At 66.7% G+C, this 13,892-nt stretch carries 14 protein-coding genes; 7 read left to right on the top strand and 7 right to left on the bottom strand.

Annotation, left to right across the window (positions count from 1 at the left end; genetic code table 11):
* Positions 1-14: 14 nt before the first annotated feature.
* Positions 15-803, bottom strand: a complete 789-nt coding sequence (locus B1790_RS03495) for a cutinase family protein (protein WP_079921817.1) — start codon at positions 801-803, stop codon at positions 15-17.
* 209 nt (positions 804-1,012) lie between these two features.
* Between B1790_RS03495 and B1790_RS03500 the strand changes: the two genes are divergently transcribed.
* Complete coding sequence (locus B1790_RS03500) at positions 1,013-1,288, top strand: hypothetical protein (RefSeq protein ID WP_198951903.1); 276 nt, start codon at positions 1,013-1,015, stop codon at positions 1,286-1,288.
* Positions 1,289-1,324: 36 nt separating this feature from the next.
* Here the strand turns inward: B1790_RS03500 and B1790_RS03505 are convergent, their stop codons facing one another.
* A complete protein-coding gene (locus tag B1790_RS03505) occupies positions 1,325-1,720 on the bottom strand; it encodes a DUF732 domain-containing protein (RefSeq protein ID WP_142271009.1) in 396 nt (131 codons plus the stop codon).
* Between the two features lie 191 nt (positions 1,721-1,911).
* Between B1790_RS03505 and B1790_RS03510 the strand changes: the two genes are divergently transcribed.
* The 3 genes from B1790_RS03510 to B1790_RS03520 are packed head-to-tail and all read left to right on the top strand — an operon-like array spanning position 1,912 to position 5,743.
* Positions 1,912-2,340 (top strand): MmpS family transport accessory protein, encoded by a 429-nt coding sequence (locus B1790_RS03510; RefSeq protein WP_079921819.1) that lies wholly within the window; start codon positions 1,912-1,914, stop codon positions 2,338-2,340.
* The gene (locus B1790_RS03515; RefSeq protein WP_079921820.1) at positions 2,337-5,258 is read left to right on the top strand and encodes an RND family transporter; all 2,922 of its coding nucleotides are present in this window, start codon (positions 2,337-2,339) and stop codon (positions 5,256-5,258) included. The genes B1790_RS03510 and B1790_RS03515 overlap by 4 nt, the downstream gene beginning before the upstream one ends.
* Positions 5,259-5,272: 14 nt before the next feature.
* A complete protein-coding gene (locus tag B1790_RS03520) occupies positions 5,273-5,743 on the top strand; it encodes a DUF5078 domain-containing protein (protein ID WP_142271017.1) in 471 nt (156 codons plus the stop codon).
* A gap of 111 nt (positions 5,744-5,854) precedes the next feature.
* Here the strand turns inward: B1790_RS03520 and B1790_RS35175 are convergent, their stop codons facing one another.
* Positions 5,855-6,706: a hypothetical protein gene (locus B1790_RS35175; protein WP_233164912.1), complete on the bottom strand. Its 852-nt coding sequence runs from the start codon at positions 6,704-6,706 to the stop codon at positions 5,855-5,857.
* 67 nt (positions 6,707-6,773) lie between these two features.
* Here B1790_RS35175 and B1790_RS35180 point away from each other — a divergent pair, with 67 nt between their 5' ends.
* Positions 6,774-7,580 carry a hypothetical protein gene (locus tag B1790_RS35180; RefSeq protein ID WP_233164913.1) on the top strand — a complete coding sequence of 269 codons (807 nt, stop codon included), beginning with the start codon at positions 6,774-6,776 and terminating at the stop codon, positions 7,578-7,580.
* Between the two features lie 90 nt (positions 7,581-7,670).
* On the opposite strand, the gene B1790_RS03530 is transcribed toward B1790_RS35180, so the two are convergent.
* The 4 genes from B1790_RS03530 to B1790_RS03545 are packed head-to-tail and all read right to left on the bottom strand — an operon-like array spanning position 7,671 to position 12,641.
* Entirely contained in the window at positions 7,671-9,281 is a 1,611-nt protein-coding gene (locus B1790_RS03530; protein WP_079921822.1) for an ABC transporter ATP-binding protein, read from the bottom strand.
* Complete coding sequence (locus B1790_RS03535) at positions 9,278-10,168, bottom strand: ABC transporter permease (protein ID WP_079921823.1); 891 nt, start codon at positions 10,166-10,168, stop codon at positions 9,278-9,280. Before B1790_RS03535 ends, B1790_RS03530 begins: the two co-directional genes overlap by 4 nt.
* Positions 10,165-11,121, bottom strand: coding sequence for an ABC transporter permease (locus tag B1790_RS03540; protein WP_079921824.1), 957 nt, complete (start codon positions 11,119-11,121; stop codon positions 10,165-10,167). Before B1790_RS03540 ends, B1790_RS03535 begins: the two co-directional genes overlap by 4 nt.
* On the bottom strand, positions 11,118-12,641 hold the full coding sequence (locus B1790_RS03545) for an ABC transporter substrate-binding protein (protein WP_079921825.1): 1,524 nt from the start codon (positions 12,639-12,641) through the stop codon (positions 11,118-11,120). The genes B1790_RS03540 and B1790_RS03545 overlap by 4 nt, the downstream gene beginning before the upstream one ends.
* An 84-nt stretch (positions 12,642-12,725) precedes the next feature.
* On the opposite strand from B1790_RS03545, the gene B1790_RS03550 reads away from it, so the two are divergent.
* Both B1790_RS03550 and B1790_RS03560 read left to right on the top strand, forming a co-directional pair.
* Positions 12,726-13,511: a prolipoprotein diacylglyceryl transferase gene (locus B1790_RS03550; RefSeq protein WP_079921826.1), complete on the top strand. Its 786-nt coding sequence runs from the start codon at positions 12,726-12,728 to the stop codon at positions 13,509-13,511.
* Entirely contained in the window at positions 13,508-13,885 is a 378-nt protein-coding gene (locus B1790_RS03560; RefSeq protein WP_233164914.1) for a hypothetical protein, read from the top strand. Before B1790_RS03550 ends, B1790_RS03560 begins: the two co-directional genes overlap by 4 nt.
* Positions 13,886-13,892 lie beyond the last annotated feature (7 nt).

Consider the following 13,892-nt stretch of genomic DNA (forward strand, 5'->3'; position numbering starts at 1 on the left):
GCCGGGCGTGGCCGCTAGCTGCCGGGCGTAGCCTCGCCTGCGGCCTGGACCATCGGTGCCGCAGGAGCTGCCCCGCCGAGGCGAGCGGCGACGAAATCGGCTGCCTGGTCGGCCATTCCGTTGGACTTGTACGAGCTGTGGGCGGAGCGGTCCAGGCCTCCGGGGAAGCACACCGGGTCACCGGTGGCACACAGCTGGATGGTCTTCGCCGTGTACTGGTCACCGATGACGATCGGGGGTGCGTCGCGATCCGCCAGTCCGAGGAACCAGTCGTCGGGGGTGCCGAACAGGGCGACGGCCGAGACGTGGGACGCGACCGAGGCAGGCATCGGACCGGAAAGCCCCGGTGGCAGGGTGAACCCGGTGGGCACGACGCTGGAGGTGGTGTACCCGGCAACCGCGGCACCTTGGGAGTAGCCGCCGAGCACGATCTTGGTGGCCGGGCACTGCGCGGCAACCGACTGAATCCTGTTGCTGGCGTCGGTGATTCCGTCGACGGCCTGTCCGAAGTTCAGCGACGCCGGGTAGTTGACGCCGTACACGTCGACTGCCTTGCCGGGGAGCCGGGCGGTGAGGGCGTCGACGAAGGCCTGCCCGGTGGCACCGACGCCTGGGGCCTCGAAGGTGCCGCGGGCAAAGACCACCTCGACGGCGGCGCAGGAGTCGTCGGTGGCGTTCGCGGTCGCGGTGGGCCCGGCGATCGAGCCGACGGCAACGGCGCCCATGGCGGCGATGCCGAACGTCACGGTCTTCGCCGCCTTCGCGACGACCGCCGCCGTACGTGCCAGTTGTGGTGTGGTCATGAGCTCGTCCCCTGCCCTGCCTGCGCCATCGCATCTTCGCTGAGGTGGCTACTGGCTGCTACAAGTGCCAGGCGGCGAGCTTCCATACCCGAGCCGTCGGGTGATGTACGTCACGGGTCGTGGCGGCGGTGGTGTACCGAGAGTTGGGTGATGACGTAACGTGGTTATGCCGACTAAGTATTCGACCGCCGCGATCAGGAGCCACGCCGATGACCTCAATGAAAACCACGCTGTCAGCCCTCGCGGTGACGGCCGGCCTGGCCTCGGCGGCGCTGGGCCTGGGCACGGCCGTCGCCATCGCCGACCCGCCTCCGCCGGTGCCTGCTCAGGGCGAGGTGCCGCCTCCCAATGCACCGCGGAAGACGGCGGAATTCTGGAACGGGGAGCCCGTGGTGTGGACGTCCATGTGGGGCGGCCGTTGGGGCGTCTGGAAGAACGGCCAGTTCATCACGTTGTCGTCGAACATCAACACCGGCGGCGGATAGCCGACTGGCGGCCGCCGCCGGCCGGGTAGGGCGTCCTCAGCCCTGCTCGGCGGGCAGCGGTGCACCGACAGGAGGGTTGGCGGCCTGCGGCTGTCCCGCCAGGCTGTCGACCACCGGCCGCTGATCGGGGCAGTAGTAGTTGATCCCCGCCGACATGAACTGGTAGATCGCCTGCTCCGAGGTCCCGCGGGGAAGGTTCGTCTTCAAGAACACCGCCGCCTCGGCGGCATTGGCGTCCAATCCCGTGCGCAACCGCTTGCACTCGATCTTGCCGATCCAGGCGTTGTAGTCCTTGGGTCCGTAGATCCCGTACACGTGCAATTCGTTGGCGAAGTCGGTGTCCGGATCGGCACTCGCCGGCGCCACCGCAGCCAACGCCATCGAGCACGCGGCAATGGCGGAAACGAGTCCAGTACGCAGCAGGGTCTTCATAGCCGGATCCTATTCATTGAGCTCAAATACGTTGCAGCACAGCATGTTTCAAGTTAGCCAGATCACACGGGCGAGCCGTTGTGCGTCACCTCACGCGCGCGTGACGTTTTACCGCACGTCGCGATTCTCCACCATACAGTTATATAGGCTAATCTCTCATTTCAATCTCAGAAACGTTCGGGGCAGGGGTCATGACCAAGGTTTTACGTCGAGCGTGGATTCCGATCGTGATCGTCATCGTCATCGTGATCGCCGGATTCACCGTTCATCGCGTGCGCACCTTCTTCGGGATGAACCCCATTCTCGTCACCCCGAAGAACTTCGCCGACGACGCCGAACCGTTCAACCCCAAGGTCGTCAAGTACGAGATCTTCGGCACCGGCTCCTACGCCGACATCAACTACCTCGACCTGGACTCCAAGCCAGTTCGGATCGACGGCGCCGCTCTTCCGTGGTCACTGACGTTGAGCACCACCGCCCCCTCCGTCCTCCCGAACGTGGTGGCCCAGGGCGACGGTAGCTCCATCTCGTGCCGGATCACCGTTGACGACGAGGTCAAGGACGAGAGGACGACGAACGGCGTGAACGCCCAGACCTTCTGCCTGGCGAAGAACGCATGACCGAGCCGCACAACCGCTCGGCCGAAAACGAGCCGACCACGGACGCCATCCCGACGTCGTCGGGCCCCGCGGTGAACCCCACCCGCCACCGGCTCCCGCGCTTCATCCGCACCTTCGCCCTGCCGATCATCCTCGGCTGGATCGTCGTCATCGCCCTTGGCAACGTGCTGGTCCCCCAGCTCGAAGAGGTCGGCAAGCTGCGGTCGGTGTCGATGAGCCCGGACGACGCGCCATCGGTCATCGCCATGAAGCACGTCGGCGAAACGTTCAAGGAATTCAAGTCCAACAGCTCCGTCATGATCGTGCTGGAGGGCCAGGACAAGCTCGGCCAGTCCGCGCACGACTTCTACGACGGCATGGTCAAGGACCTCGAAGCCGACACCAAGCACGTCGAACACGTCAACGACATGTGGAGCGACCCACTGTCGGCGGCGGGCTCCCAAAGCAACGACGGCAAGGCCATGTACGTCCAGGTCTACCTGGCGGGCAACCAGGGCGAGGCGCTGGCCAACGACTCCGTCGAGGCCGTGCAGAAGATCGTCGGCAACCTCAAGCCACCGGACGGCATCAAGGCCTACGTCACCGGCCCCGCGGCGCTGTCCGCCGACCAGAACATCGCCAGCGACAAGAGCCTCCGGCTGATCGAGGCCGTGACGTTCACCGTCATCATCGTCATGCTGTTGCTCGTCTACCGATCCATCGTCACGGTGCTGATAACGCTGGTGATGGTGGTCCTCGAGCTGGCCGCCGCGCGAGGAATCGTGGCGTTCCTCGGCTATCACAACATCATCGGCCTCTCGACCTTCGCGACCAACCTGCTGGTCACCCTCGCGATAGCCGCGGCGACGGACTATGCGATCTTCCTGCTCGGCCGATATCAGGAAGCGCGAAGTCTTGGCGAGGACAAGGAAGACGCCTACTACACGATGTTCAACGGCACGGCGCACGTCGTGCTCGGCTCGGGTCTGACCATCGCGGGTGCCACCTTCTGCCTCAGCTTCACCCGACTCCCCTACTTCCAGACCCTCGGCGTACCCCTGGCGATCGGCATGATGATCGTGGTCGGGTGCGCGCTGACGCTTGGCCCCGCGGTGGTCACCATCGCCAGCAGGTTCGGCCTGCTCGAACCCAAGCGTGCGATGCAGACCCGCGGCTGGCGCAAGATCGGCGCCATGGTCGTCCGCTGGCCGGGTCCCATCCTGGTCGCGACGATCGCATTGTCGCTGGTCGGCCTGCTCACGCTGCCGGGGTACAAGACCAATTACAACGACCGCAACTACCTCCCGCCCGACCTGCCTGCCAACGAGGGCTACACGGCAGCCGACCGGCACTTCTCCCAGGCGCGGCTCAACCCCGAGCTGCTGATGATCGAGAGTGATCACGACCTGCGGAACTCGGCGGACTTCCTGGTCGTGGACAAGATCGCCAAGGCGGTCTTCAAGACCCCCGGCATCGGGCGGGTCCAGGCGATCACCCGGCCGCTGGGAACGCCGATCGAGCACACCTCGATCCCGTTCCAGATCAGCATGCAGGGCACCACGCAGCAGATGAACCTGAAGTACCAACAGGATTCGTTCGCCAGCATGCTCAAGCAGGCCGACGAGATGCAGGGCATGATCGAGAACCTCGAGCACATGCTGGTCCTGATGAAGCAGCTCAACGACGTCACCCACGACTTGACGCTGAAGACCAAGGACATGGTCGCGACGACCAACGAGCTGCGCGACAACATCGCGAACTTCGACGACTTCTTCCGGCCGATCCGCTCCTACCTGTACTGGGAGCCGCACTGCTACGACATCCCGCTGTGCTGGGCGACGCGTTCGGTGTTCGACACCTTGGACGGCATCGACGCACTCAGTGACCAGCTGGGCGGCCTCGTCACCAACCTCGACGCGCTCGACAGGTTGATGCCGCAGCTGATGGCGTCGCTGCCGCCGATGCTCGCGACCATGAAGTCGATGAAGACCATGATGCTGACGATGTACCAGACCCAAAAGGGCATGTCGGATCAGATGGCGGCGATGCAGGAGAACCAGTCCGCGATGGGCGAGGCGTTCGACGCGTCGAAGAACGACGACTCGTTCTATCTGCCGCCGGAGATCTTCGACAACGCCGAGTTCAAGAAGGGCATGAAGAACTTCATTTCGCCCGACGGCCACTCGGTGCGGTTCATCATCAGCCACGAGGGCGACCCGATGAGCGAAGAGGGCATCTCGCACATCGACGCGATCAAGCAGGCGGCCAAGGAAGCCATCAAGGGCACGCCGCTGGAGGGGTCGAGGATCTACCTCGCAGGCACCGCGGCGACGTTCAAGGACATGTCCGACGCCAACACCTACGACCTGTTGATCGCCGGTATCGCGTCGCTGGCCCTGATCTTCATCATCATGTTGCTCATCACCAGGGCGGTGATCGCGTCCGCCGTGATCGTGGGCACGGTGGTGCTGTCCCTCGGCGCGTCCTTCGGTCTGTCGGTCCTCATCTGGCAGCACTTCCTCGGCATCGAGCTGCACTGGATGGTGATGGCAATGTCCGTGATCATCTTGTTGGCGGTCGGCGCGGACTACAACCTGCTGCTGGTGTCTCGATTCAAGGAAGAGATACACGCCGGCCTGAATACGGGCATCATCAGATCGATGGGCGGTACCGGCTCCGTGGTCACCTCGGCCGGTCTGGTGTTCGCGTTCACCATGATGTCCATGGCGGTGAGCAGTTTGACCGTCATCGGCCAGGTCGGCACGACGATCGGTCTCGGCTTGCTGTTCGACACCCTGGTGGTCCGGTCGTTCATGACGCCGGCCATCGCGGCGATGCTCGGCAAGTGGTTCTGGTGGCCGACCCACGTTCGGCAGCGACCCAAGCCGGAACCATGGCCCAGCGTTACCACCCGATCCGAACCCGCTCCAACAGTCTGAGGAGAGAAAACATGATGAAGCGCCTGCGCAAGATCGCGCTCCGCACCACCCTCGCGGCCGCCTCGTGTGGCATCGCCGCGACGACGTTGGCGGGGCCGGCGTCCGCCGACGCCACCGACGACTTCCCGATCCCGCACCGGATGATCATCACCACCTGCGACACCGAGCAGTACATGGCCGCCGCGCGCGACACCAGCCCGGTGTACTTCGAGCGGTACATGATCGACCGGAGCAACCGCCCCGCCGACGTCCAGCAGCAGGCCTTCGACCGCATCCACTGGTTCTTCTCGCTGGACCCGGTGGCCCGCCGCCAGTACTCCGAGGACACCGCCACCAACGTCTACTACGAGAACGTGGCGACGCACTGGGGCAACTGGGCCAAGCTGTTCTTCAACAACAAGGGCGTCGTCGCCAAGGCCACCGACGTCTGCATGAACTACCCCCGCGGCGACATGTCCGTGTGGAATTGGGCAGTCACCCCCTAGCGTCTCGACTCTGCGGCTACTGCGACCGGTACTCGTACTTCGTCGCAGTAACCGCAGAGTCGAGAATGGCCGCCGAGTCGCAAGACTCGGCGGCCATTCTTCGTCTGGGGCCTAGTGCTGCGGACGCCGCCTGCGGCCCATGAACACCGCGAGCACCACCGCCCCGATGCTCAGCGCACCGCACGCCACGGCCACCGCGATCAGGTAGACGTCGCGCTTGTTCATCCCCGACGGCGACTCGTCCGAGGCCAGCGTCAGCTGGTAGTCCCCGGGCAACGGTCCCGGCCGCGGATCGTCCAGACCGGGGAACTGCTGGGTCTTGTGCACCTCGAAACTGCGCTCGCCCGTTGGCGTTTGCTTCCATTCACCCCACGCCGGGGTCACACCGTCGAGAAGAACCTTCTGCTCGCCGAACTGCCGGTCCGGCCCCACGTCGACGATCTTCGCGACCCGGAAGGGCTGATAGGTGGCGTCGGGATAGCGCACCTGGACGGGCACGTTGGCGAAGTTCACCAACGCCGGCGGAGGCGGCGGCAGCGGCAGCCCGACTCCCGGGAAGAAGCCGCCACCGAAGAAGCTGCCCACCGCCACGTTGACGGCCTGGTTGATCGTGTTGGTGACCACGGCCGTGAAGCTGTACGCGGCGTACTGGGCCACCTCGAGGACGATCCGGCCCAGCGGCGGGATCCACGCCACGCGCGGCGCATTCTGATAGACGTAGACGATCCGCACCGGATCGCGGTACGGGTTGCTCAGCACCGGGCGGTAGTACTCGTCGTACTCGACCCAGTCCGGCCGCCACTGCCGCACGTTGCGGTCCCAGCCGCCGGCGAGCCTCACCTGGTCGTCGTCGAACCGGTTGTTCCCGTTGAACGGGTTGAAGTCGCGGTTCGGCAGGTCGACGATGCGGGCGACGTTCTGGATGTCGAGCGGAGCGGCCGCGGCGGGCTTCTCCTCGACCACCTTGGCGGTCTTGGCGATCTGGACGTCGGCTTCGGGAGCCTCGAGCGTCTGCGGTGCGACCTTTTCGATGACCTTCGGGAAGGCCTCGGCCGACGAGCTCGACGAATTCGACGAGGAGGATTCGCGCTCGCTGCTGGTGCCAGCCGACTCGGACGTCGACGAGGGCGAGCCGGACGTGGACGATTCCGACGTGTCCTCGGACCGCCTCGGCTCGTCGGACGACGAGGACTCCGTCGAGGACTCGCTCGACGACTCGGTCGAGGTCTCCGTCGACGACTCGGCCGGGCTCGAGGTGGACGTCGAGGATTCGCTCTTCGGCGCGGCCGAGCTGGTCGTGGTCTCCGACGGGCTCGACGACGTCGGTGAGGGCGCGGCGCTGGTCGTGACGGGAGTGGACGTCGTCGGGCTCTTGGTCGCCGACGTCACGGGTGCCTCACGCTGCGGTGTCGGCGCAGCGCTGGTCACCGCGGGCTCGGGCTCGGATGCCGGCGCGACGGGCTCGGGGGCTCGCGTCTGCTTCGGTGCCTCGGCGGTCGGTTCGACGACCGGTGCCGGTGCTTCCACCGTCGGCACGACGACCGGCGCAGGCTCGGGCGCAGGCGCGACGGGGGACGGGATGTCGGCGACCGTTGGCTTCTCTGCGGGCTTCTCGGCGGGCTTCTCCGCGGGGGCCTCGGACGCGGCGGCCGGCGGCTCCGGCACGACCGTCGTGGTGGGAGCCGACGTCTCGTCGCCCGGTTTGGCGAAGGCGGGGGCGACCCCTCCGGTCAACGCCGTCAAGGAGATCACCACACCGGACGCCAATACGGCGCAGACGGTCCTCTTGCGGCAAATCTTCAATGGCGTCTTCGCTGGTGCACCCATCGTGCATTGACTCCTTACGGTCTTCGCCCCCGACGCTGGTCACGGACCAGTGGCCGGTGCGTCATCACTCACCAAAGACATCGCTGAGCCGACGGATTCGTTACACCCGGGGACGGGCCGGCGGCACCGCGTCCAGCAGCGCGCGGGTGTACTCGTCACGCGGTGCGGCGAACAGCTCCGCGGCGGGCCGGTACTCGACGGCGGCCCCGGCGCGCATGACGAGTACGTCGTGGCTGACCTGCTGGATGACGGCCAGGTCGTGCCCGATGAACAGGAACGTCAGCGCGAGGCGTCGTTGCAGGTCAGCCAGCAGTTCGAGCACCTTGGCCTGCACGGAGACGTCGAGGGAGGCGGTGGATTCGTCGAGGATCAGCAGGTCGGGCTCCAGTGCCAATGCCCGTGCGACGCTGACCCGCTGCCGTTGCCCACCGGACAGCTCGTGCGGATACCGCGTTGCGAAGGCGGTCGGCAGGCCGACCAGGTCGAGCAGCTCGTCGACGCGCGCGCGGCGGCCGGATTTGCCGTCGGCCAGTCCGTGCACGACAAGGGGTTCGCCCACCGACGCTCCGACCGGCATTCGCGGGTTGAGCGACGCGAACGGATCCTGGAGCACGAGTCCGATGCGTCGCCGCAGAGCCTTCTCGTCCCTTCGCCGCACGCCGAGCACGTCGGCGCCGTCGAGCGTCACCCGTCCGGCGTCGGGGCGCACCAATCCGGTGAGCGCGGCGGCGACCGTGGACTTGCCGGAGCCGGACTCCCCCACCAGCCCCAACGTGCATCCGCGGCGGATGTGAAACGACAGGTCTTGGACCGCGTGGACGGTGGATCGCCCGACCGGGGTGGTCACCGGGAACCGGACGTCGAGGCCCGACACGTCGAGCAGGACGGCGGCGTCGTCGGCGACCGGCGCCGGGCCGGTTGACCCGATCAGCGGCCGGGCCTCCAGAAGGCGACGGGTGTAGTCCTGCTGAGGGTGGTCGAACACGTCCAGGACGGGTGCCTGCTCGACGGCCTCGCCGTCGTGGAGCACGGTGACGTCGTCGGCGACCTGCCCGATCACGCCGAGATCGTGACTGATCCACACCACGGCCGTCCCGAAGTCGCGCTGCAGGTTCCGAACCAAGTCGACGATCTGGGCCTGGGTGGTGACGTCGAGCGAGGTGGTCGGTTCGTCGGCGACGAGCAGTTCGGGGTCGCAGGCCAAGGCGATCGCGATCATCACTCGCTGTCGCTGTCCGCCGGACAACTGGTGCGGATAGGACCCCAACCGGTTCTCCGGGGTCGGCAACCCCACTGCCTCGAGGAGTTCCAGAGCCCTGGAACGCGCCTCCCGACGCGTGGGGTGGCGATGCGCCTCCAGCGATTCGGTGATCTGACGCTCGAGGGTCAGCAACGGGTTGAGCGAGGTTCCGGGGTCTTGGAAGACGAACCCGATCCGGCCGCCGTGCACGCCGCGCAGCGTCCGCGGCGTCGCCCCGACGAGCTCGATTGATTCATCTTGACCAGCAAGGACACTGGAGCCCGACACCACGGCACCCGGCGCGTCGAGCAGCCCGGTCGCGGCGAGCACCGTCATCGACTTCCCCGACCCCGACTCACCGACGATGCCGAGGATCTGTTCGCGGCGCACCGCGAGTGACACGCCACGCACGATCTCCCTGCGGCCCACGCGGACCTGCAGATCGGCGACCTCCAAGACAGGTGGGTTCACTGCTTCCTCCGCACTTCGGCCATCGTGCGTTGCTTGGGGTCGAGCACGTCGCGCAGACCGTCTCCGACGAGGTTGAAGGCGAGCACGATGACGAAGATCGCCGCGCCGGGGAACACCGCCATCCACCACGCCAGGGTGACGAAACCCTGCGAGTCGAAGATCATCCGACCCAGCGACGGCTCGGGCGGCTGAATGCCGAGCCCGAGGAACGACAGGGCCGCCTCGGAGAGGATGGCGAACGCCAGCGACAGCGACGTCTGAACGATCAAGGGCCCCGCGATGTTTGGCAACACGTGCCGCACCAGGATGTACCGGTGCCCGGTGCCCATGGTGCGTGACACCTGCACGAACGGTTCCACCCTGACGCCGAGGGTGCTGGCCCGGGCGACGCGGGCGAAGATCGGTGTGTAGACCACGCCGATCGCCAACATCGTGGTGGTGACGCCTGGGCCGAGGACCGCCACGATGGCCAGCGCGAGCAGCAGCACCGGGAACGCGAACATGACGTCGACCACGCGCATGAACACCGTGTCCACCCAGCCGCCGCGATAACCCGCCACGACGCCGACGGTGACGCCGACCACGACGGCGAACAGCACACTGACGACGGCGACCTGCATCGACGCCTGGATCGCGACGAGCACCCGCGACAACACGTCGCGGCCGAGTTCGTCGGTGCCGAACCAGTGTGCGCCGCTGGGGCCGCGCAACGCATTTGGCACGTCGACGTCGTTGATCCCGTACGGGGCGATCCACGTCGCACCGACCGCGACGACGAGCACCACGACCAGGACGGTCGCACTCACGGCCGTGACGGGGTTGCGCAGCAGTAGCCGCAGCGAGCCGACCCGCCCGGTCTGCGTCTCGTCCACGTCGGGTTCGGTCATGACAGCCTGATCCTCGGGTCGACCACCGCGTAGAGCATGTCCACCACCAGGTTGACGACGAGGAACAGCACCGCGATCAGCAGCACGGCACCCTGAATCACCGGATAGTCACGGGAGGCAACGGAATTGAACACCAAACGGCCTAGACCCGGCCAGGCGAACACGACCTCGACGACGATGACGCCACCGAGGATCGTGGCGAGCTGGATGCCGGTGATGGTGAGGATCGGCACCAGCGCGTTGCGCACGGTGTGGCGGAACGTGACCACCTTGGGCGGCAATCCCTTCGAACGCGCCGTGCGCACGTAGCCCATCGCGGCGACTTCGAGTACGGCCGAGCGCACGTAGCGCGTCAGGATGGCCGCCGCGACGAGGCCGACGGTCAACCCCGGCAGGACGAGGTGGCGCAACCACCCGGCCGGGTCTTCCAAGAGTGGACGGTACCCGGAGGTTGGCAGCCAGCCGAGCGTGCTGGAGAACAGGGCGATCAACAGGATGCCCATCCAGAAGTCGGGGATCGAGACGCCGAACTGGCTGGTGACGCGCACGATGACGTCGCCGATCCGGCCCTCGCGCAGTGCCGAGTAGATGCCGGCGGGCAGGGCGATCAGGAGCGCCACGACGATGCCGAACGCGGCGAGGGACGCGGTGGCGGGCAGCCGATCGAGCAGAATCCCCGCAACCGGGTCGCCGTTGCGGAAGCTGACTCCGAGATTCCCGGTCAGTGCCGAGCCGACGTAGCCGAAGAACTGTTGCAGCAACGGGCGATCCAGCCCGCTCGCCGCCCGCAGGGCGTCGTAGGCCTCGGGGGTGTAGCGCGTTCCCAACGCGATGCGCACGGGGTCGCCAGGGACGAGTTGGACGAGCGCGAACACGACGATCAGGACGCCGAACAACACCACCAGTGAGTAGGCGAGGCGACGGACCAGGAACCGTACGATCGGGTGCGTCACCGATCCTCACCCCCACTCAGGCTCGCCGTCCTGAACCGGATCGCGCCGTCGCGGCGGGCCTCGTACCCCGACAATCTCGTCGTCCACGCTTGGATGACCGACGGGTTGTACAGATAGAGGTAGCTCACCTGGTCGGCGATGATGGTCGCCGCCTTGGCGTAATCCTGTTGGCGCACAGCCCTGTCGGTCTCCGTGCGGCCGGCGTCCAGCAGCCGGTCCACGTCGGGATTGGAGAACTTCTGGGCGTTGTTGGCACCGTCGGTGTGATGCTGGGCGTAGTAGAAGTCGTCGGGGTCGATGTTGCCGAGCCAGCCCATCATCAGCATGTCGAAGTTGCCCGAATTCTGTTCGTCGAGCCACGTGGCGAAGTCGACGGTGCGAATGTTCACCGTGATGCCAAGGGGCGCAAGGTTGTCGGCGATCACCTGTGCGGCGGTGACGGTCTCCGGATACTCGCTGGTAACCAGCAGGTCCATTCGGTCGGGGTGGACGCCGGCCTCATCGAGAAGTCGCCGTGCCTCGTCGGTGTCGTAGCGATATTTGTCGTACGGCGTGTACCAGGGGTTGCCCTCGGGAATCGCCAGTTGGTTCGCGGTGGCGCTGCCGTAACTGGTGGCCTGCACGATGGACTTCCGGTCGACGCCGTAGGCAATCGCCTGGCGCACTCTCGGGTCGTTCCAGGGCGCCTTGGCCTCGTTGAGCGCGAGGTACCAGTAGTCGTTGCTCGGCGTCACCGCGAGGTGAATCGAGTCGTCGTCCTTGAGCTGCGAGATACGTTGGGTGGGAACCGAATCGGTCCAGTCGATCTCGCCTGCCTGCAGCGCCGACAGGGCCGTCGACGGTTCGGTGATGAACTCGAACGTCACCCCGGGGATCTTGGGTGGACCGCCCCAGTAGGCGGGGTTGGCCTTCAGGACGATCGAGTCCCCGCTCTTCTGCGAGACGAACGAGAAGGGCCCCGTCCCGATCGGGTGGGTGGCGATCTGACCGCTCTCGACGTTCTTGCGCGACACGATCGCCATGCCCTTGAAACCGCCGATGTTGGTGAGCAGGTTCGGCGTGGGCCTCGTCACCCTGATGACGACGGTGCCGTCGTCGGGCGCCGTGACGTCGGCGACGCTGCTGAACTTGTCGACGTTGGAGAGTTTCTCGTCGATGATCCGCCGGTAGGAGTACACGACGTCGGCCGCGGTGAACGGACTGCCGTCGTGAAACCTCACGCCCTTGCGCAGCCGAAAGGTCCACGCGAGTTGATCTGGCGAGACGGTCCACGACTCGGCGAGCGCGGGTTTCATCTCGAGGTCGGCGTCGGGTTCGACGAGGGTATCGAACACGTTTTCCAGCACCTCGAAGGAGAAGTACGCGCTGGTCTTTTGGGGGTCCAGTTGGTCGGGTTCGCCTGCGATGGCGGCGATCAGGTTGCCCGAGCCTTGGCCGAGGTCGACGCGCTGCGCCGGTGCGCACGACACCGCCAACACAGCGGCCACGACGACGGAGACGACTGTCCGCAGTGGTCGCATCAGCCTCGACTACCCACTGCCGCGCGATCGCACACGTCGGCCATTCGTCGCACACCCTCGGAGACGCCGCACTACCGTAGGCGGATGGGGGTGACCTGGCGCGTCGGCTGGCTCGACATCCCGGTCCACGGCGTGTTCGTCGGCCTTGGCGTCCTCGTCGCCAGCGTGGTGTTCGTCCTCGAGGCACGGCGGCGGGGCGCGTTGGGCGAGGAGTCGCTCGTCGCGGTCACCGGCGCCCTGGTTGGCGGGGCGCTGGGAATGCGGCTCTCCGGACTCGTCGAGCACCTCGACCCGCGGCTCAACCCCAGCCTCGCCGAGGCGTGGGCATTCGGCTCCCGCAGCATCTTGGGTGGGCTGCTCGGCGCGTACGTCGGGGTGCTCGTCGCCAAGCGGATCATCGGGTACCGCGGCAAGACCGGTGACCTGTTTGCCCCCGCCGTCGCACTGGGCATGGCCGTGGGTCGCATCGGGTGCCTGCTGACCGAGGCACCCGGGCGACCGACCAGCCTTCCGTGGGGCGTTCACGCCCCGGCCACCACCCCGGAGTGCCCTGGCTGCCTGACGGGGCAGGCGATGCATCCGTCGTTCGCCTACGAAATCGTCTTCCAGCTCGCCGCATTCGCCGTGCTGCTGTGGTTGCGCTCGCGCATTACCCACCCCGGCGAGCTCTTCGTCCTCTATGTCGCGGCGTACGCGGTGTTCCGATTCCTGGTCGAGTTCACCCGCGCCAACGAGACGGTGTGGCTGAATCTGACTCGGCCCCAATGGTTCCTGCTCGTCAGCATGGTCGTCGTCGGGTTCCGGTTGCACCGCGGCTACCGTCGCGGCTACTACGAGGCACTCGTAGGAAGGCAGAGGGTGGCGTCATGACCGTTCCTCCGTTCCAGCCACCTCCTCCACCGCCGCCGCCGGGCTGGTATCCACCACCTCCTCCTCCGCCGAACAACACCGGGACGGTCGTCGGCCTCGCCGTCGTCGGCGTCATGGCGTTCGGCGCGGTCAACCTGCTCGTCGGGCTGGTCGTACTGGCCATCGCCGCGGAGCACGGCGGTGCCGTCGTGGGAGTGGGCGCGGTGATCCTCGCCCTCATCGCGTTTGGCGGCGGCGCGGGTCTCATCGCGCTTCGACGGCCGTGGACCAAGGGCCTCGGAATCGGGCTGATGATCGGCTGGGCGTTGCTCTCCATCACCAGCGTCGGCTTTTGTACCGGCCTCAACCCCGAGATGTACACCGGAGGAATCTGATTCATGG

Source organism: Mycobacterium sp. AT1, from assembly GCF_002043095.1.
Taxonomy (GTDB): Bacteria; Actinomycetota; Actinomycetes; order Mycobacteriales; family Mycobacteriaceae; genus Mycobacterium.

Excerpts from the sequence above, each read along its gene's own strand:
- B1790_RS03495 (WP_079921817.1), bottom strand. The coding sequence starts at position 803 with ATGACCACACCACAACTGGCACGTACGGCGGCGGTCGTCGCGAAGGCG.
- B1790_RS03500 (WP_198951903.1), top strand. The coding sequence starts at position 1,013 with ATGACCTCAATGAAAACCACGCTGTCAGCCCTCGCGGTGACGGCCGGC.
- B1790_RS03505 (WP_142271009.1), bottom strand. The coding sequence starts at position 1,720 with ATGAAGACCCTGCTGCGTACTGGACTCGTTTCCGCCATTGCCGCGTGC.
- B1790_RS03510 (WP_079921819.1), top strand. The coding sequence starts at position 1,912 with ATGACCAAGGTTTTACGTCGAGCGTGGATTCCGATCGTGATCGTCATC.
- B1790_RS03515 (WP_079921820.1), top strand. The coding sequence starts at position 2,337 with ATGACCGAGCCGCACAACCGCTCGGCCGAAAACGAGCCGACCACGGAC.
- B1790_RS03520 (WP_142271017.1), top strand. The coding sequence starts at position 5,273 with ATGAAGCGCCTGCGCAAGATCGCGCTCCGCACCACCCTCGCGGCCGCC.
- B1790_RS35180 (WP_233164913.1), top strand. The coding sequence starts at position 6,774 with ATGACCTTCGGGAAGGCCTCGGCCGACGAGCTCGACGAATTCGACGAG.
- B1790_RS03535 (WP_079921823.1), bottom strand. The coding sequence starts at position 10,168 with ATGACCGAACCCGACGTGGACGAGACGCAGACCGGGCGGGTCGGCTCG.
- B1790_RS03545 (WP_079921825.1), bottom strand. The coding sequence starts at position 12,641 with ATGCGACCACTGCGGACAGTCGTCTCCGTCGTCGTGGCCGCTGTGTTG.
- B1790_RS03550 (WP_079921826.1), top strand. The coding sequence starts at position 12,726 with ATGGGGGTGACCTGGCGCGTCGGCTGGCTCGACATCCCGGTCCACGGC.
- B1790_RS03560 (WP_233164914.1), top strand. The coding sequence starts at position 13,508 with ATGACCGTTCCTCCGTTCCAGCCACCTCCTCCACCGCCGCCGCCGGGC.